The organism is Ruegeria sp. CDSA033, from assembly GCF_059612305.1.
In genome coordinates, this window is sequence record NZ_JBXWQI010000008.1 from 115,162 (window position 1) to 136,690 (window position 21,529).

At 57.9% G+C, this 21,529-nt stretch carries 17 protein-coding genes; 10 read left to right on the forward strand and 7 right to left on the reverse strand.

Annotated elements, in window-relative coordinates; genetic code table 11:
* Positions 1 to 94 precede the first annotated feature (94 nt).
* Both AC2FLA_RS12520 and AC2FLA_RS12525 read right to left on the reverse strand, forming a co-directional pair.
* Positions 95 to 910 carry a ferritin-like domain-containing protein gene (locus AC2FLA_RS12520; RefSeq protein WP_496722656.1) on the reverse strand — a complete coding sequence of 272 codons (816 nt, stop codon included), beginning with the start codon at positions 908 to 910 and terminating at the stop codon, positions 95 to 97.
* 85 nt (positions 911 to 995) lie between these two features.
* Positions 996 to 1,457, reverse strand: a complete 462-nt coding sequence (locus tag AC2FLA_RS12525) for a peroxiredoxin (protein ID WP_496722567.1) — start codon at positions 1,455 to 1,457, stop codon at positions 996 to 998.
* 68 nt (positions 1,458 to 1,525) lie between these two features.
* On the opposite strand from AC2FLA_RS12525, the gene AC2FLA_RS12530 reads away from it, so the two are divergent.
* The 4 genes from AC2FLA_RS12530 (at position 1,526) to AC2FLA_RS12545 (ending at position 8,076) form a co-directional block, all read left to right on the forward strand.
* Positions 1,526 to 4,909 (forward strand): YhdP family protein, encoded by a 3,384-nt coding sequence (locus AC2FLA_RS12530; protein ID WP_496722569.1) that lies wholly within the window; start codon positions 1,526 to 1,528, stop codon positions 4,907 to 4,909.
* 48 nt (positions 4,910 to 4,957) lie between these two features.
* Positions 4,958 to 6,004, forward strand: a complete 1,047-nt coding sequence (queA, locus tag AC2FLA_RS12535; RefSeq protein WP_496722571.1) for a tRNA preQ1(34) S-adenosylmethionine ribosyltransferase-isomerase QueA — start codon at positions 4,958 to 4,960, stop codon at positions 6,002 to 6,004.
* A gap of 112 nt (positions 6,005 to 6,116) precedes the next feature.
* A complete protein-coding gene (locus AC2FLA_RS12540) occupies positions 6,117 to 7,388 on the forward strand; it encodes an MFS transporter (RefSeq protein ID WP_058273985.1) in 1,272 nt (423 codons plus the stop codon).
* A 109-nt stretch (positions 7,389 to 7,497) separates the two neighbouring features.
* Positions 7,498 to 8,076, forward strand: a complete 579-nt coding sequence (locus AC2FLA_RS12545; protein ID WP_058273984.1) for a DUF924 family protein — start codon at positions 7,498 to 7,500, stop codon at positions 8,074 to 8,076.
* On the opposite strand, the gene AC2FLA_RS12550 is transcribed toward AC2FLA_RS12545, so the two are convergent.
* Entirely contained in the window at positions 8,073 to 8,507 is a 435-nt protein-coding gene (locus AC2FLA_RS12550) for a hypothetical protein (protein WP_496722573.1), read from the reverse strand. The genes AC2FLA_RS12545 and AC2FLA_RS12550 overlap by 4 nt on opposite strands.
* Before the next feature lie 204 nt (positions 8,508 to 8,711).
* Here AC2FLA_RS12550 and lpdA point away from each other — a divergent pair, with 204 nt between their 5' ends.
* Entirely contained in the window at positions 8,712 to 10,106 is a 1,395-nt protein-coding gene (gene lpdA / locus AC2FLA_RS12555; RefSeq protein ID WP_496722574.1) for a dihydrolipoyl dehydrogenase, read from the forward strand.
* Between the two features lie 130 nt (positions 10,107 to 10,236).
* On the opposite strand, the gene AC2FLA_RS12560 is transcribed toward lpdA, so the two are convergent.
* Positions 10,237 to 11,622: a dipeptidase gene (locus tag AC2FLA_RS12560; RefSeq protein ID WP_496722576.1), complete on the reverse strand. Its 1,386-nt coding sequence runs from the start codon at positions 11,620 to 11,622 to the stop codon at positions 10,237 to 10,239.
* Positions 11,623 to 11,956: 334 nt separating this feature from the next.
* Between AC2FLA_RS12560 and hemA the strand changes: the two genes are divergently transcribed.
* From hemA to ispG, 3 genes are all read left to right on the forward strand, one after another.
* Complete coding sequence (gene hemA / locus AC2FLA_RS12565; protein ID WP_496722578.1) at positions 11,957 to 13,180, forward strand: 5-aminolevulinate synthase; 1,224 nt, start codon at positions 11,957 to 11,959, stop codon at positions 13,178 to 13,180.
* A gap of 129 nt (positions 13,181 to 13,309) precedes the next feature.
* Complete coding sequence (locus AC2FLA_RS12570) at positions 13,310 to 14,524, forward strand: helix-turn-helix domain-containing protein (RefSeq protein WP_496722579.1); 1,215 nt, start codon at positions 13,310 to 13,312, stop codon at positions 14,522 to 14,524.
* Between the two features lie 71 nt (positions 14,525 to 14,595).
* On the forward strand, positions 14,596 to 15,717 hold the full coding sequence (gene ispG / locus AC2FLA_RS12575; protein ID WP_496722581.1) for a flavodoxin-dependent (E)-4-hydroxy-3-methylbut-2-enyl-diphosphate synthase: 1,122 nt from the start codon (positions 14,596 to 14,598) through the stop codon (positions 15,715 to 15,717).
* A 26-nt stretch (positions 15,718 to 15,743) separates the two neighbouring features.
* On the opposite strand, the gene AC2FLA_RS12580 is transcribed toward ispG, so the two are convergent.
* The 3 genes from AC2FLA_RS12580 to AC2FLA_RS12590 form a co-directional block, all read right to left on the reverse strand.
* Positions 15,744 to 16,814, reverse strand: a complete 1,071-nt coding sequence (locus tag AC2FLA_RS12580) for an agmatine deiminase family protein (protein WP_496722583.1) — start codon at positions 16,812 to 16,814, stop codon at positions 15,744 to 15,746.
* Between the two features lie 61 nt (positions 16,815 to 16,875).
* Positions 16,876 to 17,634 (reverse strand): DsbA family protein, encoded by a 759-nt coding sequence (locus tag AC2FLA_RS12585; protein ID WP_108860388.1) that lies wholly within the window; start codon positions 17,632 to 17,634, stop codon positions 16,876 to 16,878.
* Entirely contained in the window at positions 17,631 to 19,013 is a 1,383-nt protein-coding gene (locus tag AC2FLA_RS12590; RefSeq protein WP_496722584.1) for a M48 family metalloprotease, read from the reverse strand. Before AC2FLA_RS12590 ends, AC2FLA_RS12585 begins: the two co-directional genes overlap by 4 nt.
* Between AC2FLA_RS12590 and AC2FLA_RS12595 the strand changes: the two genes are divergently transcribed.
* Both AC2FLA_RS12595 and AC2FLA_RS12600 read left to right on the forward strand, forming a co-directional pair.
* The gene (locus AC2FLA_RS12595) at positions 19,012 to 20,175 is read left to right on the forward strand and encodes a pyridoxal phosphate-dependent aminotransferase (RefSeq protein WP_496722586.1); all 1,164 of its coding nucleotides are present in this window, start codon (positions 19,012 to 19,014) and stop codon (positions 20,173 to 20,175) included. The genes AC2FLA_RS12590 and AC2FLA_RS12595 overlap by 2 nt on opposite strands.
* A 66-nt stretch (positions 20,176 to 20,241) precedes the next feature.
* The gene (locus AC2FLA_RS12600; RefSeq protein ID WP_496722587.1) at positions 20,242 to 21,462 is read left to right on the forward strand and encodes an N-acetylmuramoyl-L-alanine amidase; all 1,221 of its coding nucleotides are present in this window, start codon (positions 20,242 to 20,244) and stop codon (positions 21,460 to 21,462) included.
* The last annotated feature ends 67 nt before the right edge of the window (positions 21,463 to 21,529 follow it).

A 21,529-nucleotide genomic window follows, 5' to 3' on the forward strand; every position in this document is an offset into this window, starting at 1 on the left:
TTTTGGGCAAGTTTGTTAAATTACCGACCCTGCGTTACTGGTTTTTGCCGCCGATTCTAGGCGAGAAATTGCCGATAACGTCAACTTAAGCCCGTTATTGCGGCTGTCCCGGCAATGGCAAGTCCTCCGTCAGAGGCCAGTAGAAATCCGGCGGCAGCCCAGCCTCGGCCCGTTTTTCTTCGTTAAACGGGGGCTTCAGGACGCCATGGAAATACTGGCGCACCAATTGGTGAAACACATCCTTGGGATCCGCGTTTTCACGCCCACACAGGAAATGGAACCATTTTGATCCATAAGCCACATGGCCCACTTCTTCGGCATAGATGACCTCGAGCGCGGCGATTGCCTGTTCTGCCTTGGCCTTGCGGAATATGTTGATCATGCCGGGTGTCACGTCCAACCCGCGCGCCTCAAGCACCATTGGGACAACCGCCAGCCGTCCCATCAGGTCTTCGGCGGTGTCTTCGGCCGCGCGCCACATTCCAGCATGCGCGGGCAGGGCGCCATAGTGGCTGCTCATGCTTTCCAGGCAATCGCAGACCATCTCAAAATGCCGCGATTCTTCCTCGGCACATTTGACCCAGTCATCGTAGAACCCGATCGGCATCGGCACGTGGCCAAACCGCGCGATGATGTCCCAATGCAGGTCCACGGCGTTCAGCTCGATATGCGCAACCGCGTGAAGCAGCGCGATACGCCCGGCCTCGGTTCCGGGCTTGCGCTTTGGAACCTCACGCGGCGATAGCAGCTCGGGCTTTTCCGGGCGGGCAGGGCTCAGCGGCGGTGTTGCGGTCCCCACCTCAATCTCGGGCGCGTCGCCCTTGCGCGAAGCGAACCAGGCGGCAGCGTGGCGTTTGGACAGGGCAGTTTTTTCCCGACCATCCGCTGTTGTCAGGACTTCGGTCGCCATCTGAGTCAGTGTTTTGGGCACCGCGTTGTCTCCGCTGATTGAGGTGGACGGCTCTTAAACCGGATGGCGGCCGTGGTCGAGAGGGTTACAGGGCGCGCGCAGCCTCAAGCACCTCGTCCACATGGCCAGGGACTTTGACTTTGCGCCAGGCCCTGGCGATCTTGCCCTCGGCATCGATCAGGAAGGTCGCGCGCTGAATTCCCATGGATTTCTTGCCGTACATGTTCTTTTCGACCCAGACGCCATAGTCCTCGCAGACCGAAAACCCTTCGTCCGACAACAGCGGGGTCGTCAGGCTGTGCTTGGCGACAAATTTGTCGTGCTTGGCGACGCTGTCCCGAGAGATGCCGAAAACTTGAGCCCCCGCATCTGCAAAGGCCTGAAGTTGTTCCGAGAAACCGATGGATTCCTTGGTGCAGCCCGGCGTATCATCGCGGGGATAGAAAAACAGAACGACGGCACCGCCGCGCAGGTCCGAAAGGGTCACTTCGCCGCCGCCGTCGCGGGGTAATGTGAAATCAGGGGCGATGTCTGTCACGTCGGGCATTGGAAACTCCGCTAAAGGATTTTAAGTGCTGCCCGGCATAATAGGGCGACGCGAGCGGGTTGAAAGACTTGGATAAAAAATTGGCTCAGCACGAAGACGCAAGTGGCGACCGGCCCGAGACGCCTGTCCGCCGCCGGTCACGCCGTCGTATCGCCGCGCGCTGGAGCATTGGAACCTTGTTTTTAATGTGCCTGCTGGTCGGAGCGGGCTGGTTCTTTCTGATCGGAAAACAGCTGCACGCGCCGGAATGGGTAACCAAGAAGGTAGAAGCACGTCTTGAACGCAGCCTTGGCGGTTTGAAATTCACCTTTGGGGACGCCAGCTTTATCGTCAACGATAAGTGGCGCCCGCGAATCCGATTGACGGATGTGACCATCAGCGATGCAGCGGGTCATCAGATCGCTCAGATATCGGATTTGCGGACACGCCTGTCGATGCGCGAATTGCTGCGCGGCAAGATCAGACCGCGGCGGATCACTATGCTGGGCGCGCAGATTGCTTTGACCCGTGGTGAGGACGGTGCGCTGTCGCTAACGGTTGGGTCGGGCAGTGCCCCGGTGCAAAAGGCTCCGACGCTGGCACAGCTGATCGAGGAATCGGATGATGTGTTCCTGTCCCCGTTTCTGTCAGGTTTGCGGGCGGTCGATCTGGAATCGCTGACGCTGGATTATCAGGATCTGCGGTTGGGGCGGGCCTGGGTGTTTGACGGCGGGCATATTGCGATCATCCGGGACGGTGACGAAATGCGACTGGCGACCGGTTTCTCGGTGTTGACCGGGCGCGATTATGCCAGCACGATCGAGGCGAACTATACCAGCGTGCTTGGTACCCCTCAGGCGAGTTTTGGGGTTTCGATCACCGACCTTCCCTCGGAAGACATTGCCACCCAAAGCGTTGCACTGGCGTGGTTGCAGGTGCTCAATGCTCCGATTTCCGGCGCGTTACGGGGCAGTGTAGATGGGCAGGCCGCGCTGGGGCCGCTTTTTGCAACGTTGAATCTGGGCGAGGGTGTCCTGCAGCCCAGACCTGAGACGCGCCCGATCGGGTTCGAATCCGCGCGCGCCTATTTCACCTATGACCCCGCGCGTCATGTTCTGGAATTCAACGAGGCCTCGGTCGTGTCCGACGTGGGGGCCGTGCAGGCAGAAGGCAAAGCCTATTTGAACGGGGTCGAAAACGGTGTTCTTGAAAGCCTGACGTCACAGCTGACACTGAACAGTATCGATATCTATCCCGGTGGTCTGTTCCCGGAATCGCTGGAAACTGCGCGGGCGGACGTGGATTTTCAACTCAAGCTGGCTCCGTTCGAGCTGCAGCTTGGGCAGTTGACGATCACGGATGCCCTGCACGAATTGCACGCAACGGGCAGGTTGATCGGTCAGCCCGACGGTTGGGATGCCGCGTTTGATGCGCAACTGGACAAGATGGGGTCCGAGAACCTGTTGCGATACTGGCCCGAAAGACTGGCGCCGAACCCGCGGAAATGGGTGTCGGAAAACCTGTTCGAAGGTCAGTTTTCGGATGTGGAATTTTCACTGCGCTTGCATCCCGGCAGTAAGCCGGACCTCTATCTGGGCCTTGGGTTCGATGAGGCCAAGATCAGGTTTGCCAAGACCTTGCCGCTGATCCAGGACGGGCAGGGCCGGCTTAGTCTGTTGAAAGACCGCTTTACCGTCACGGCTGAAAAAGGGGTTGTCATCGCCGATCAGGGTGGCGCGGTGGATGCCTCGGGAACCTCGTTCATTATCCCGGATACAACAGCGAAGGGCGGAACGCCTGCGATTGCTCGGATCGAGGCGCGCGGAAGCGTCGAGGCCGCCCTGTCGCTGCTGGATCGACCACCATTAAGCCTGATGTCCAAAGCCAACTTGCCGGTCGATCTGGCGGCTGGTGACGTAAGTTTGTCAGGCACCTTGTCATTGCCGCTGAAAAAGGGGCTGAAGTTTCACGACACCGAGTTCCATTACACCGGTGAAATCGACAATGTGCAAAGCGACAAACTTGTGCCTGACTATTCGGTCAGTGCTGACCTTTTGAACCTGTCCGGCAATCAGACCGAGGTGGAGGTCGACGGCTACGGCTTATTCGGCCAAGTGCCGATGCAGGTTGCGTGGCGTCAGCCCATTGGCGGAGACGGGCCGCAGCGCAGCGAACTGACGGGCCAGATTGAACTGTCGCCGTTGCTGATGAGCGAACTGAAGGTGCCGCTGCCGCCGGGCATGCTGACTGGAAAAGGCACAGCGGACATCACCGTTGGAATCGGCGCGGATGAACCCGTCACACTCTCTGCGACCTCGGACCTTGCCGGGGTCGGGATGGCGATTCCTGAACTTGGTTGGCGCAAAGGGACGGGGGCGACCGGAAAGATGACACTGGACGCCACGCTGGGTGAAAAGCCCAAAGTGGATGATCTGACGCTGGATGTGGCGGGGTTGCGAAGTACGGCCTCAATCTCGTTCCGGGACGGCGGGTCCTTTGATCGGATGCGGTTCAGTTCGTTTGATCTGGGCAACTGGTTGGCGGTGCCGGCCGAACTGATCAACACTGGCGGTCCGGTTCCCAATATCGTCGTTCAGGGCGGTGTCATGAATCTGGGTCGCGCAACCTTCGGCGAGGGCGGCGGCGGAGGAGGGTCAGGCCCCGGTCCAAGGATCGATGTTCTGTTGGACCGCCTGCAGGTGACCGAAGACATTGCCCTGACCGGGTTCCGGGGCGCGTTTCAAACCACAGGCGGGGTGAACGGCACCTTTACGGCAAATGTAAACGGCGGCACGGCGGTCAGCGGTCAGGTGAGCCCGCGCGACAGCGGTAGCGCCGTGAACATAAAGTCGAAGGACGCAGGGGCCGTTCTACGGTCAGCTGGTGTTATCACCCAGGCGCGTGGCGGCAGTTTGGACTTGAAATTGGAACCGGTCAGCGCGCCGGGGAATTATGATGTGATCCTCAAGATATTAAACACACGCATTACCGACGCACCGGCAATGGCTGCGCTATTGGACGCGATCAGTCTTGTTGGACTTTTGGACGAGATGACCGGGCAGGGGATCTTTTTCTCGACTATCGATAGCCGCATGCGGATCACCCCGACCGAAATCAAAGTCCTCAGTGGAAGCGCCGTTGGCCCGTCCATCGGCTTGTCCTTTGACGGCACGATCGACACGGTTGCGGGCATGCTGAACCTGCGTGGTGCGATCTCTCCGATCTATCTGGTGAACGCGATCGGAAGTGTTTTCACAAAAAAGGGCGAGGGGGTCATCGGGTTCAACTACAGCCTGACCGGGCCGCTTACGAAGCCAAAGGTTTCCGTAAATCCGCTGTCTGGCCTTGCGCCCCTGTTCCTACGAAATTTGCTTCGCGCACCGGCCCCGACTGTATCAGATGGCCCCAATGCGCTGCCGAGAAAGCCGGATGAGCCCAAAAAGACCTTTGGCTCTCCACCACGGGACAATTGACCCGGATGGGCTGTTGCTGATTCCGATGCGGAATTGTATGGCGCGACTATGAAACTCAGCGATTTTGATTTCCATCTGCCTGAAGACCGGATTGCCACACGTCCTGCCAGCCCGCGCTCATCCGCGCGCCTGTTGGTGGCCGATGGTGACGCGATCTCGGATGCGCATGTCTTTGATCTGCCCGACTGGCTGCAGCCCGGCGACCGTTTGGTGCTGAACGACACGCGCGTCATCCCTGCGCGCCTGAACGGGCGGCGCCATCGCGACAGTGCACAAGGGCCGGTGTCTGCCGCGATCGAAGCCACATTGTTGGACCCGCAGGCTGATGGCACATGGGCGGCCCTGATCAAACCGCTGAAGAAAGTGAAGCTGGGCGAAGACATTCAGTTCTCGGATCAGCTGAGCGCCACGCTGGAGCGGGTTGAGGACGGGCAAGCCTATCTGCGGTTCAATCTGTCGGGCGATGATTTTGATGCTGCTCTGGAACAGGCCGGTGCAATGCCTCTGCCGCCCTACATCGCCGCCAAGCGGCCTGCGGATGAGCAGGATAAGACGGATTACCAGACAATCTGGGCCCGCAATTCCGGTGCAGTTGCCGCCCCGACGGCGTCGCTGCATTTTGATGAGGCGTTGATGCAGGCGCTGGGCGCGCGCGGTGTCGCAGTCACTCATGTCACGCTGCATGTGGGCGCGGGAACGTTTCTGCCGGTCAAGGTTGAGGACGTGACGACCCATAAAATGCACGCTGAGTGGGGCAGTGTCAGCACCGCCGCCGCGCAAGAGATCCGAGAGACCAAAGCCGAAGGGGGCAGGGTCATCCCGGTGGGCACAACGGCGTTACGACTGATCGAAAGCGCCAGCCGGTCGGGCCAGATCGAACCATGGGAAGGTGAAACGGATATCTTCATCTATCCCGGTTTCGAATTTAATGTGACCGACGCCTTGATGACCAATTTCCACCTGCCGAAATCCACCTTGTTGATGCTGGTGTCGGCCCTGATGGGGCAGGAGCGAATGCGGAAGGTGTACGCGCATGCGATTGAACAGAAATACCGGTTCTTCTCTTACGGGGACGCGTCGCTTTTGATCCCGTAAAGGACGTGTTGTCGGGATCGAATCTTTTCAATGTCGTAGACAAGCATGACCAAAGCCGGTTTTGATTGCAAAACGGTGTCACAGTCTAGGTCGGAATTTTTCGGAGGCCCCAATGATTCAGGTCCTTTCCAGCGCATGGGCGCTATTGCTTGGTATGGGCCTGTTGATGGTCGGAAACGGCCTTCAGGGGACAATCCTGGGTGTCCGGGGCGAGATCGAGGGGTTTTCGACCCTTCAGATGTCATTCGTGATGTCGGCCTATTTCGTCGGATTCCTGGGTGGATCACGCCTTGCGCCTGAAATGATCCGACGGGTTGGTCATGTGCGGGTCTTCGCCGCGCTGGCATCGTTCATTTCTGCCGTGATGATCATGTATCCGTTGATGACCGACCCGGTTATCTGGATTCTGGGCCGTGTCGTGATCGGGTTCTGTTTCTCCGGAGTGTACGTCACTGCGGAAAGCTGGCTCAACAATGCAGCCAGCAACGAGAACCGTGGGCAGGCGCTGTCTCTTTACATGATCTTCCAGATGACAGGCATCATCAGCGCACAAGGTTTGGTTCTTTTGGGCGATCCGGCCGGGTTCGATACCTTTGTAATCGCCTCCATTCTGGTTTCGGTCTCTTTTGCGCCAATTCTCTTGTCGATCTCACCGACACCTGCGTTTGACACAACCAAACCGATGACTTTGCGCGAATTGTTCGGATATTCGCCCTTGGGCTGTGTTGGCATGTTTCTTCTGGGCGGCGTTTTCTCTGCACAGTTCGGGATGGCGTCGGTATACGGTGCCCGGGCGGGTCTGACGCTGGTCGAGATTTCGACTTTTATTGCCGCATTCTATATCGGTGCTCTGGTCTTGCAGTATCCATTGGGATGGATGTCCGACCGCATGGATCGCCGTTTCCTGATTATGCTTGTTGCAGGGGTCGGCAGCTGCGCGGCGGTTGTGGGCTTGGTGTTCGGTGTGACGTTTCCAATCCTGCTGGGCGCGGCCTTTGTGATCGGTGGTATGTCGAACCCTCTGTATTCACTGCTGATTGCGCACGCGAATGACTTTCTGGAACACGAAGACATGGCCGCAGCGTCAGGGGGTCTTTTGTTCATCAACGGCATGGGGGCCATTGCGGGCCCGTTGATCACCGGTTGGCTCATGGGCGATGCGGTCTTTGGACCTCCGGGCTTTTTCCTATTCATCGCAATTCTGCTGGTCGTTATGGCGGGCTATGCGCTCTACCGTATGACCCAGCGCGCGGCGATCCCGGTCGACGAAACAGGCACCATGTCGCCGCTCTATCCAACGGCGTCTCCGGTTGTGATGGAATTGGCACAGGAGGTGGCCATTGAGGCCGCAGAAGCCGAGCAGGAAACGCAAGATGTTGCCTAGAACACGAATTTATGTCGCAAGTGTTGCAATAATTTACTGTTACAATTCTGTAAAACACACTTAAATGAATTTAAGTCCCTTGGGGGGGAAACACGACGGAGTTAAGGGCATGGCAAGTCCTGAAGATGTATTGAGTTTTTGGTTAGATGAGGTTGGTCCCAAGGGTTGGTATCTGCAGGATGATGCATTGGATGCAGAAATCCGCGACAGGTTCCTGACCACATGGGAGGCTGCGAGTGAAGGCAAGTTCTCTCTCTGGCTGACCTATCCCAGCGGTGCATTGGCGTACATCATCCTGATGGATCAGTTTCCACGCAACATGTTCCGAGGAAGCGCTGAGGCCTTCGCCTCAGACCGCGCGGCGTTGTCAGCAGCGAAATGTGCGGTGGACAAAGGGTGGGATATGAAGATCGACGAACCGGCCCGCCAGTTCTTTTATCTTCCATTGATGCATTCGGAAAACCTGTGTGACCAGGAACGCTGTGTGCGCCTGATGTGTCAAAACATGACCGATGGCGACGACGGCAACCTGTTGCACGCAAGGGCGCATCGCGAAGTGATCCGCAAGTTCGGCCGGTTCCCATACCGCAACGACGCTCTCTCGCGCCCAATGACCGAGCACGAGGCCGCCTATGTCGACATGGGCGGATACGGCGCGACCGTGCGCGAGCTGCAGACAGCCGGCTAGGACGCCGGCTCGCAGCCTCGGATTGCAATGATCCGGTCGGCGACAATGTCGGCCGAATTTTCAATTGCAGTGTTGATTAACTGGTCCGGGGCCTCGGTCAACTCGGCTATTCTCGCCTGTGAAGCTTGCAGGTTATTCTCTAAATCATTCAGCTTTTCCAAAGCTTCAGACAGTTTTCGGGCGGTGGCACTATCGGCTGCTGTTCCGCTAAGCTGAAGGGATGACAGGTCGCTGCGCAATGCCGTCAGTTCACCGCGTATCCCTTGAACGTCTTCCTTCAGGGGCGCTACGATCTGGACCTTCTCGGCAAACTTGACGGTAAGGTCGTCGACTGTAGAAGCCAGCTTCCATCCCAGAAACAGGCAAAGTGCAATCAGGATAAGCGTGGCGTTCAGCAGGGCAAGCAACAGGTCTTTGAGTGTTTTGGCCATGGTAAGCCTTTCGAATGACTTGGGTTTCACAAAGTGGTGCGTATCTTCTAGCCATAGGTTCACGCGCGGTATAGGCTGAAAACAGCGCATACCGCGCCAGTTTACCCTGCGTCTGTTTTGTCGCGGGAGCAATATGTTGATGCATTCAGGATATTAGTTTAATGGTAAACTAATTTCTGAATCGACCTGCGCCGAGAGGGAAACATGGCAGCACAATCTTTTGATCTGATCGTAATTGGCGCTGGTCCCGGTGGTTATGTGGCCGCTATCCGTGCGGCTCAGCTGGGCTTGAAGACCGCCGTGGTCGAACGCGAACATTTAGGCGGTATCTGTCTGAACTGGGGCTGTATCCCGACCAAGGCGCTGCTGCGGACCTCCGAAGTGTTCCATCTGATGGAGCGGGCCAAGGATTTCGGCCTGAGCGCTGACAAGATTGGTTTTGATCTGGATGCGGTCGTCAAGCGTTCACGCGGCGTTGCGGCGCAGCTGTCGGGCGGCATTGGCCATCTGTTGAAAAAGAACAAAGTGACCGTTGTCATGGGCGCGGCAACGATCCCTGCAAAAGGCAAGGTCACCGTCAAAACCGACAAGGGCACCGAGGAACTGACCGCCAAGAACATCGTTCTGGCCACCGGTGCGCGGGCGCGGGAATTGCCCGGATTGGAAGCGGATGGCGATCTGGTCTGGACCTACAAGCACGCGCTCCAGCCGCCACGGATGCCAAAAAAGCTGTTGGTGATCGGGTCCGGTGCAATCGGAATCGAATTCGCCAGCTTCTATAATACGTTGGGCGCAGACACGACTGTGGTCGAGGTTATGGACCGGGTCCTGCCGGTCGAGGACGCCGAAATCAGCGCGCTGGCCAAGAAGGCCTTTACCAAACAAGGCATGACCATCATGGAAAAGGCCATGGTCAAGCAACTGGACCGCGCCAAGGGTAAGGTCACGGCGCATATTGAGGTTAAGGGCAAGGTTGAAAAGCACGACTTTGACACCGTGATCTCGGCAGTCGGGATTGTCGGTAACGTCGAAAACCTTGGGCTCGAGGCCTTGGGCGTCAAGATTGACCGTACCCATGTCGTCACGGATGAATTCTGCCGCACTGGTGTTGATGGTCTTTTTGCCATTGGTGACATCGCAGGCGCACCCTGGCTGGCGCATAAAGCCAGCCATGAAGGTGTTATGGTTGCAGAATTGATTGCCGGTAAACACGCGCATCCAGTGAAACCCGAAAGCATCGCCGGCTGCACCTACTGTCAGCCTCAGGTCGCATCGGTGGGGTACACCGAAGCCAAGGCGAAAGAGCTTGGCTATGACATCAAGGTCGGCAAGTTCCCGTTCATTGGCAACGGCAAAGCCATCGCGCTGGGTGAACCCGAGGGCCTGATCAAAACGATTTTCGACGCCAAGACAGGTGAACTACTGGGCGCACACATGATCGGCGCGGAAGTTACTGAGTTGATTCAAGGCTACGTAGTGGGACGGCAATTGGAGACTACTGAGGAAGACCTGATGAACACTGTCTTCCCACACCCGACTCTGTCGGAAATGATGCACGAAAGCGTGCTGGATGCTTATGGCCGTGTGATCCACATGTAAGAATGGGGGCTCTGGCCCCCACCGCCCGTGCCGGGCGTCTCCCCCGGGGATTTTTTGGCCAGATGAAGTAAGGATCCTTCCTTCATCTGGCTTTTTTTCCCGGAGCGCGAGGCAGAGCCTCGCAAATATCTTATTTATGAAATGCGTCCAGTATGCGCGCCCACGAACGAATGCCCTTGTGGAAACTTTTCACGTCATACTTTTCGTTCGGTGAGTGGATGGCGTCGTCGTCATTGGCATAGCCGACGAGCATCGAGTCCAGTCCGAGAACCGAATCAAAATAGCCAACCACCGGGATCGAACCGCCCATGCCGGTAAAGACAGCTTCGCGGTTCCACTCATCTGATAACGCGCCGCGCGCGGCCTCGAATTCGGGGCGATCAAGGTTCATCACCGATGCCGGAGCCCCTTCGAGATCGTTGTCCCAGACAACTTTCGCGTCGGGCGACAGGCGATCTTCGACATGTTTGCGGACTTTGTCGCGCAGGGCATCGGGGTCCATGTCGCCGACCAGCCGGCAGGTGATCTTGCAGTGCGCTTCGGACGGGATCACGGTTTTCGAACCTGCACCGTTATAGCCACCCCACAGGCCGTTCACTTCCAGCGTTGGACGTGCCCATTGCTGTTCCAATGTGGAATAGCCTTTTTCACCATGGGGTTGCGAATAGCCAACCGAGTTCAGGTATTCCGCCTCATCAAAACCGCAGTTTTCCCATTGGCGCAGTTGCTCAGCGGGCACTTCGTGTGCACCTTCGTAAAACCCGTCAACGGCGACGCGGCCGGTTTCGTCGTCGTAGAACGAGGCGACGATTTTCGAAAGCTCACGCAGCGGGTTCAGGCCAGGGCCGCCGTAATGACCGGAATGCAGGTCGATACGTGGGCCGACGATAGTGAACTCATCCTTGAGCATGCCGCGCAATTGCGAGGCGATGGAGGGCACACCACGCGAGACCATCGAGGTGTCGCATACCAGCGCAAGATCCGCTTTCAGCTCGTCCTTGTTGGCTTCGAGGAAGGGTACCAATGAAGGTGATCCGGATTCCTCTTCTCCTTCGAAGAAAAACGTGATGCGGCAGGGCAGGGTGCCGTGGATCGCCTTCCATGCGCGGCAGGCCTCAACAAAGGTCATCAACTGGCCTTTGTCATCCGAGGACCCTCGACCGCGGATCACCTGTCCGTTTTCAGTTTCTTCCAATGCTGGGTCAAACGGATCGCGATTCCAAAGCTCCAGCGGATCAACGGGTTGCACGTCATAGTGACCATAAAACAGAACGTGCGGGCCGTCGTTGTCCTCGCCCACATGGCCAACGACCATCGGATGGCCGGGGGTTTCGCGTTTTTCGGCCGCAATGCCTATGCTTTGCAGGTCGGCGACCAGCCAGTCGGCGGCCTGATCTACCTGCTCTTTATAGGCCGGGTCGGTTGAGATCGACGGGATGCGCAGAAATTCCATCAAACGGTCGATGGACGTGGACAGATCGGTGTCGATCCTGCTCAGAACAGCGTCTAGCGACATGAGCTTCTCCTGAATGGCGTGAACTGCTGCGGAACCTAACAGCACCGGCGGCGCCGTCCAGTGCGTATCGGCAGGATTTGCAGTATACTGTCGGAAACAGAATGTGTGGCAGGGTTATCGCCTGCGTCGTTTCCTCGCGTCTTATGGCCGTAACTTTACTTGTCGGGGGGCGTGAACAGGGATAATTGATACAGATCAATGCTGCGACTCTGACAATGCCGCTAGGCAAGATAGTCAAGGGGAAGCAAACCGCGGGGACGGCTTGATCCGTCATCCGGGGAAATAACGGGTTCGACAAACAGCACGTCTATGTCGGGCACAGAAGGAGAAACTGGTGGACTATACTGCTCAGCTCGATTCAGCGATTGCCAGGCTGCATGACGAAGGCCGTTATCGGACCTTTATTGATATCGAACGCCAGAAGGGTCATTTCCCGCATGCTGTACGGACACGTCCGGACGGCTCGCAGCAGAATATCACGGTGTGGTGTGGAAACGACTATTTGGGTATGGGTCAGAATCCGGTTGTTCTGAATGCTATGCATGATGCCGTTGATGCTGCTGGTGCAGGTTCCGGCGGAACGCGTAACATTTCGGGCACCACTGTCTACCACAAGCAACTTGAAGCTGAGTTGGCGGATTTGCACGGCAAAGAGGCGGCGTTGCTGTTCACCAGTGCATATATCGCGAATGACGCGACACTCAGCACCTTGCCAAAGCTTTTCCCCGGTCTGATCATTTATTCCGATGCGCTGAACCATGCCTCGATGATTGAAGGCGTACGCCGCAATGGCGGTGCCAAGCGCATCTTCCGTCACAACGACGTCGCGCATCTGCGTAAACTGCTTGAGGCTGACGATCCCGCAGCCCCTAAGCTGATCGCGTTCGAGTCCGTCTATTCGATGGATGGCGATTTCGGCCCAATTGAAGAGATATGTGATCTGGCCGATGAGTTTGGCGCGCTGACCTACATCGACGAGGTGCACGCGGTTGGCATGTACGGCCCACGCGGTGGTGGCGTGACCGAGCGTGATCGTCTGGCGCATCGCATCGACATCATCAACGGGACTCTTGCCAAGGCCTATGGCGTGATGGGGGGCTATATCGCCGCCAGCGAGAAAATGTGTGACGCTGTGCGCTCTTACGCGCCAGGCTTCATCTTCACGACGTCGCTGCCTCCGGCCGTTGCCGCCGGTGCTGCCGCTTCGGTGGCATATCTGAAAGGTGCGTCAGAGTTGCGAGAGCAGCATCAGACACAGGCCAAGGTGCTTAAGCTACGCCTGAAAGGGATGGGCCTGCCGTTAATCGATCATGGCAGCCACATCGTACCTGTGATCGTCGGCAACCCGGTGCACACCAAAATCCTGAGTGACAGACTGCTGGATGACCATGGAATTTACGTCCAGCCGATCAACTTCCCGACCGTGCCGCGCGGCACGGAACGCCTGCGTTTTACCCCGTCACCGATCCACGGACCGGGTGAAATGAACCGACTGATCCATGCGATGGACGAACTTTGGTCACATTGTGCGCTAAATCGCGCCGAACTTGCCGGATAACCTCACGCCAAAGTGTGCAATGCGTTTGTCGCGTGTTAAGCTTACGCTAACAAAAGAGACGCACGAATCGTTACGTAGGCGATTCGCCGTTGGCGTGTAACACGCGCAAGGCAGAATGGGGCAGCAGGGATGATTGGGCGCAGATCACAGCGCGATTCCGAAGAAACCACGGACGTCAGGCCGAAGGGCTTTGACGACTATGAGGTACGGCTTGGCGACAGGATGCGCGGAGAACGCGCGACCATGGGTAAGTCTCTTCTGGATGTTCAGCGCGAACTGCGGATCAAAGCCAACTACATAGCTGCCATCGAAGACGCTGATCCCGATGCGTTTGACACACCCGGCTTCATCGCCGGGTATGTGCGTTCTTATGCACGCTATCTGGGCATGAACCCGGATGATACCTTTGCCACGTTCTGCGCCGAAAGCGGGTTCGAAGTAGCCCATGGTATGTCAGCCGAGGCTTCGGTTGTGCGTAAACCATCCGGCGGGTTGCCCGCGCGGGGCCCGATGGGGCGCGATCCGTTCATCTCGCCGAATACACCTTACATCCCGGGCAGGGAATCTCTGGTCAGCCAGATTGAGCCCCGTGCTATTGGATCGTCTCTGGTCCTGCTGGCGGTGATTGGTGGCATTGGCTATGGCGGTTGGGCGGTTCTGAACAAAATCCAACAGGTTCAGGTGAGCCCGGTTGAGCAGGCCCCGGTGGTTCTGTCCGATCTCGACCCGTTGGATGCAGCCCGCGCTCCGTTAGAACTTGCCGAAGCAGCAGAATCCACAGCACCGACCCCCGAGGCGCTGGATCGTCTTTATCGCCCACAGGCGCTGGATGTTCCGGTTCTTGTGGCACGTGACGCGCCGATTGCCACATTGGACCCTCGCACAGTCGGAACGTTCCGCCCGCCAGAGGCACCCCGGATTGAAGTGGCCGAAGTGCACACAGTTGAACGCCTCGCATTGCCGCAGGTTGTTGAACAGGTTGATACCGCACTGAAAATCGTGGCCGTTGCGCCATCGTGGATGCGTATTCGCGCCGCCGATGGAAGCGTTCTGTTTGAAGGCACATTGGGTACGGTCGAGCAGGGCAATACATTCGAAATTCCGCTGACCGAAGAACCACCGCAACTGCGTGCAGGGGCTTCGGGTTCCGTTTATTTCTCGATGAATGGTGAACATTTCGGGCCTGTTGGCGCGCCGGGCACGGTGACCAAAGGTGTTCTGCTGTCCAAGGACGCGGTTGCCGAACGCTATGAGATCGCCGATCTGGAATCCGAACAGAACAGCGCCCTCAAACAATTGGTGGCCGAACTTCAGGCGGAAGTACCAGAAACGCCTGCTGAGTGATCTGGCCATTGCGGTGGCCGGGTAGGCGGACTATTTAAAGACGCAACTCAGGCAGCTTTGGACCCGTCCTCATGTCCCTTAATCACGTCCGCCCGTGGCGCAATATCTACCGCCGCAAATCTCGCCAGATTATGGTTGGAAATGTTCCGGTCGGGGGCGACGCACCCATTGCTGTCCAGACGATGACGAACACCCTGACAACGGATGTTGCCGGGACCATTGCGCAGGTTCAGGCCGCAGCAGAGGCGGGTGCCGATATCGTGCGGATTTCCGTCCCTGATGAGGCGTCATCGAAAGCACTAACAGAGATCGTGCGCGAAAGCCCGGTTCCTATCGTGGCCGACATCCACTTTCACTATCGGCGCGGTATCGAAGCTGCCGAAGCGGGTGCCGCATGCCTGCGCATCAACCCGGGCAATATCGGCGATGAAAAGCGTGTGAAAGAGGTTATCAAGGCCGCGCAGGACCATAATTGCTCGATCCGCATCGGGGTGAACGCCGGTAGTCTGGAAAAGCACCTGCTTGAGAAATATGGCGAACCATGCCCCGAGGCGATGGTCGAAAGCGGGTTGGAGCATATTCGTATCCTGCAGGACAACGACTTTCACGAATTCAAGATAAGCGTGAAGGCCAGCGACGTCTTCCTGTCAGCCGCAGCCTATCAGGGCATTGCCGAGGCCACGGACGCGCCGATCCACTTAGGCATCACCGAGGCTGGCGGACTGGTGTCAGGCACCATCAAATCGGCCATCGGGCTGGGTAATCTGCTGTGGATGGGTATTGGCGACACGATCCGTGTCAGCTTGTCCGCTGACCCGGTCGAAGAAGTAAAAGTGGGCTTTGAGATCCTGAAATCTCTAGGCCTGCGCCATCGCGGCGTGAACATCATCTCGTGCCCCTCCTGCGCGCGGCAGGGGTTCGACGTGATCAAAACGGTCGAGGCGCTGGAACAGCGTTTGGAACACATAAAAACACCGATGAGCCTGTCGATCATCGGCTGCGTAGTGAACGGACCGGGTGAGGCGCTGATGACCGATGTCGGTTTCACCGGAGGTGGCGCTGGATCGGGTATGGTTTATCTGGCAGGCAAGGCCAGCCACAAGATGTCGAACGACCAGATGATTGATCACATCGTTGATGAGGTCGAAAAGAAGGCCGCTGAACTGGATGCCGTGGCTGAGGCGGCGGAATAGTTAATGTCACTGACCCTCGGGTCAATTCAGACGGCGGGCATTTGTTGCGTTGCGCAGTGAATACCGCCACCAAATTCGCCTAAAATATCAACGTTTAGTGCCACAACTTCGCGCCCCGGGTAATGCCGGGACAGGGCGTCGCGCGCGATGGTGTCGGTTTCTTTGTCACCAAATTGGGCCATGATGACCGCGCCATTGCAAACATAGTAGTTTGCATAGGACGCTACGAACTCTGGATCTTTGATCCGTCTTCTGATCGGTTCCGGAATGACGTCTACTTGTAAGCCTTCCGCGACCAATCGGTCATGGGTGTCCAACGCCGCAAGGTGGAAGGGGTCCTGAAAATCAGGTTCGTCCGGAAGGTTGACCAGAACACGACCCGGTCCAGTAAAGCGTGCCAGACTGTCGATATGGTAGTCGGTGATGTCTTCGCCCCAAACACCCTCGGACCAAATCATGCGGTTTGCTCCGTAGGCGGCCAAAAGTTTGGCTTCGATCTCGTTACGGGACTGGCCAGGGTTGCGATTGTCATTCACCCATGAGCTTTCATGCGCAATGAGCAGGCCGTGCCCGTCTTGCTCAACACCTCCACCTTCACCGTTCAGGCCGGAAGGAAGAAGCGGCAAGCCCAGTCGTTCGGCAACGCGACCAGCGACACGAGCATCCTGTTTATGTGCTTGCTTCTCACCCCAGCCATTGAACTGGATTTTGCGGATCGCCATGTCACCGGCGTCAGAAATCAAAAAGATCGGTCCGGAATCCCGGCACCAAAGGTCTTCGGTTGGGACGTCCCACAATTCAACTTCCGTTGAAAGTTTTTCACGCGCTGCCGAATGCTGTTCGGCGGCAGCCAGCATCGTCACCGGTTCAAATGGCGATATCGCATTGGCAATATCGGCGATCGTTTGCTGCACCAGATCACGCAAGTGGGCATCTGGATACACATTGCGGCTTACCGGCCACTGCATGAAAGTGCGTTGGTGTCGCGTTTCTTCCGCCGGAACAAAATAGCCCAAACCAGCTTGGGCAAAAGGTTGCTGTGTGACACTCATTAACCCAATCGCCCCGCCGGACAGCAGAACTTCCCTACGCTTCATTGTGAAAACCCCAATAGGCTGTTGGGTGAAGAGCACCTCAGCGAGAGGTGCTCATTGTTCATCAACCCTGTTCTGCGCGCACACCGTCCGCAATCTGCTTCATCTGATCCGCTGGCAGGAACCCACGCAGCATCTCGGTGCCCAGAACAAATGAAGGTGTTCCTGAAATCTGCATACGCTGCGCCAGCGCACGGGTCTGACCGATTTCATCCGTAACCTGTTCGCTGTCCATGGCCGCAATGATCGCATCGCTGTCCAGGCCGAGGCCATCCGAGATCCGGCGCAGGGAGACTTCGGAAGGCTCTCCACCGAATTCCATCAGTGCGTCATGGACCTGTTTGTAAGCGTCAGCGCCGGCCACATGTTTCGTAGCTACCGCAAAGCGCGAAGACAGGACCGAGGCGTCGCCCAAGATCGGGAATTCCTTGATTACAAGGCGGATATTGCCATCTTCAGCCAATAGGCTCGCGACTTCGGGCACGGCGCGGCGACAGTAGCCGCAGCGGTAGTCCATGAATTCGACCAGAGTGATGTCGCCATCCGGGTTGCCGCCAACCCAGCTATAGCCGTCGTTGAACAGCTCGTCCGCATTCGCGGCGACCAGTTCCTTGTCAGCAGAAGCTTCGGCCACAGCGTTGCGCTGTTCAAGAATGTTGATCGCTTCGATGATCACTTCGGGGTTTTCCAGAAGGTACTCGCGCACCTGCACACCGAACTGCTCGCGTTCGGCATCGCTCATGGTGCTCAGGTCCAGGGCCTGTGCGGGGCCGGTGATCAGGGAAAGCCCCAGAAGGGCGGGTGCAGCATGTCTGAGGATCATTTCCGGTTCCTTTTCTTTTTCTTCGCTCGTTCCGAGGCAATCAACACATCCTGTGCCCGTTGCCAACCAGGTGAACCTTCGGGCAATTGCCCGACGGCGCGTTTTGCGTGAATGCCTGCGTCGACCAGGCGGCCTTGCAGGGCATAGCGTTCTGCGGTCACAGCCGAGGCCATGCCGTTATTTCCGACCTTGGCATAAGCCATTCCAAGGTCCTGCATCAGTCGTGCATTGCGATAGTCCCGCGCGCGCGCCTTTTCAAGCACCTTAAGGGCGTCGGTCGTTTGCCCATCTGCCAGCAAGGCGCGCCCGTACCCCGCCAGAAGCAATGGATCATTCGGAGACATCTCAACAGCCTGCCCATAAGCTTTAATTGCATCGGTCAACTTCCTGTTTTCCAATAGAATCTGCCCTTTTAACTCATAAAAGAACGGATCATCGGGCCGGATTTCCAGCGCGCCGTCGATCGCTGCCCTTGCGCGGGCCAGATCGCGGTTCTGATGATGTGCGGCGGCTTCGCGCATCAGGCGGATGTCCTGCGCGCTTTCCTCTTTCAACCGGCGCAAGGTCCAGCCCGGCGAACGCAGGAAGGCCGATAGCTTGCCCTTGACCCGCGCGAACCAGTAATCGGCGTTGGGGTTTGGCGACGCATGATCGCTGAACTCGCCCACAAACGCCTCAGCGGCGCGCAGCCGTTCGCGGCTGGTGGGGTGGGATCGCATATAGGGGTCTTGGTTGGCGGTGTTCAGCAACTCCTGACCTGCAAACTTTTGGTGAAGGGCAACCATCCCGTTGGGTGAGATCCCCGCCGCGCGCAGGTAGCTGGCCGAACTGCGGTCGGCTGATGCCTCTTCTGCCCGTGTGTGCCCCAGGAAACTGCGCAGGGCAGACGCGGATGTGCCGGCGGCGATTCCCGCTGCGGCCTCGCCACCACCTGCGGCTGCGGCGATCAGGGCCAGCGCAGTGCCCAGTTGGGCTTTGCGCTGCGCGGCGCGCATGTTTTCAACCCGCCTGGCCAGATGGCCGTTGGCGATATGAGCCGCCTCATGCGCGATCACGGCTTGCAGCATCTCAGGGCTTTCGACGGTCAGGATTAGCCCATAATTTACGTATATCGCGTTGTAATCAATGACAAATGCGTTGAATGTGCTGTCATTGACGACCAGAATTTTCACCCGATTGGTGTTTAGCCCGGCGGCCCGCAGAATGGGAAAGGCCAGTTCGCGCAACCCGTGCTCGATATCGGGGTCGCGGATCAGGCTTTGAGCGCTGGACTGAAACGCACTGCTCATCCATGTCACTGCAATCAGCAACAGGGCCGGGATTGACGCCAGCCTGGATAAGCGTTCAAAAGCCATGGCTGCAACATGGGAGATGGGCATGAGAAACTCAACCCGATCCGGGGTCGATCCCTTCATCGTGATGGACGTAATGGAGGCCGCGCGCCGCGCTGAAGAGGCCGGGCGGCACATCATCCATATGGAGGTCGGCCAGCCGGGAACGGGCGCGCCCAAGGGGGCCGTTCAGGCCTTGGCCAGAGAAATGGATCAAGGTCCGCTGGGCTATACCGTGGCTTTGGGTCTGCCCGCGCTGCGGCAGCGGATCGCAAGCCTGTACGGTGAGTGGTATAACGTCGATCTCAACCCCGACCGCGTCGTGGTTACACCGGGATCGTCCGGCGGGTTTCTGCTGGCTTTCACTGCCCTGTTCGATAGCGGCGACCGCGTCGGTATCGGCGCGCCGGGCTATCCGTCTTACCGGCAAATTCTAAAAGCGTTAGGTCTGGTCCCTGTCGATCTGCCCACTGCACCTGAGAACCGGCTGCAACCCGTGCCTTCCGATTTCGCAGGGCTCGACCTGCAGGGCCTGATGGTTGCGTCGCCTGCGAACCCAACCGGCACGATGTTGGATCACAAAGCGATGGGCGCGCTGATAGACGCCGCGCAGGGACAGGGCGCTTCGTTCATCAGTGATGAGATTTACCATGGGCTGGAGTATGAGGCCAAAGCCGTCACCGCGCTGGAACTGACGGATGAGTGTTATGTGATCAACTCGTTTTCCAAGTATTTCTCGATGACCGGCTGGCGCGTTGGCTGGATGGTGGTTCCCGAAGATCAGGTGAGGGTGGTTGAGCGGATCGCCCAGAACATGTTCATCTGTGCGCCGCACGCCAGCCAAGTCGCTGCGCTGGCGGCAATGGATTGCAATGACGAATTGCAGGCCAATCTGGATGTTTATCGCCGCAACCGCCGATTGATGCTGGAAGGGCTGCCCAAGGCCGGTTTCACAAATATCGCGCCGCCAGATGGGGCGTTTTATGTCTACGCTGATGTCTCGGACCTGACCGACGACAGCCGCGCTTTTGCGGCCGAGGTGTTAGAAAAGGCCGGGGTAGCCGTCACGCCGGGGCTGGATTTCGACCCGCTGCGTGGTCATACAACGCTGCGGTTTTCATACGCGCGCTCGACGGCGGACATCGAAGAAGGTCTGCAGCGACTGCACCGCTTTATGGTGGATCGCGGTGCGATCACGGAACAGGCCTGAGCCGTTCACAACGGGGCCCGGATGCGATAGGGTGCCAGACAAACGATCTCGGGAAAACTTGAGGCCATGAGCAGGATCATCTACGCCATAGCGCTGTTTTGGGCGCTGTCGACCGCCGCTGTCGCGCATGATTTCAGCGCGCTTGCGCGCGTGCTGCCGGATGACAGTCGCATTGTGGACGAAGGTCGCGCAGGGGTGAGGGTCGATCTGGGCCTTAGCCAGGGCGTGCCTTACCGGGTGTTCACATTGCAAGATCCCTATCGCATGGTACTTGATTTTCAAGAAGTTGACTGGACAGGACTTGACCGCGAAGCGCTTCTGCAAACTGATCGTATCAGCGGTGTTCAGTTCGGAGCATATGTTCCCGGTTGGTCTCGAATGGTTCTGGAGCTTGGCGCGCCCTTGGCCGTCGACCGCGCCGAGATGAAAATTGATGAAACGGCTGGCGGCGCGCAACTATCGCTGCTTCTGCAAGGAACCGATTTCGATTCATTCGCCGCCGGCGCAGGGGCACCCCGTCAACAAGGTTGGGATCTGCCCGAACCCGCAGTGACAGCGACCCAGCCGCGCCGGGGCGGGGCAGGCGCCCTGCGAGTCATGCTTGACCCCGGCCATGGCGGCATCGACCCGGGGGCCGAGGTCGACGGATTGGACGAGAAGACCCTGATGCTGACCTTCGCGCGCGAACTTCGCGAGCATCTATTGCGGACTGGAGGGTTCGAAGTGGTGATGACGCGGGTTGATGACCAATTCGTCTCGCTCGAACGACGCATCGCGCTGGCGCATAGGGCCGGTGCCGATGTGTTTATCTCACTGCATGCGGATATCCTGTCCGAAGGGCGGGCGCATGGGGCCGCAGTTTATACACTGTCAGACGAAGCATCAGATGTGGCCAGTGACAAGCTGGCCGAACGTCATGACCGGGGTGACCTGATCTCGGGGATCGATCTGAGCGGCGCGGATGACCAGGTGGCCGATATCCTGCTGGATATCGCGCGGCAGGAAACCAAGCCCCGAACTGATGCGCTGGCCCGTGCGTTGGCAGATGGCATGACACAACAGGGCGGCCCGATGAACAGCAGGCCGATCCGCACAGCGTCCTTCTCGGTTCTCAAGGCAGCGGATATTCCTTCGGTTTTGGTCGAGCTTGGGTTTCTATCCAGTCCCCGGGACCTGCAGAATATCAGGAACCCGGAATGGCGCGTTGGAATGGCGCAGGGCATTGTCGATGGTCTTAAGAAATGGCGGCAGGACGACCTGATCAAAAGATCCTTGATTGGTCAGTGACCCTGCGACGTAAACCGGCTATTATTGGCCATCGTGTTTTGACCCTGCGCCGGGCCATCACTATATA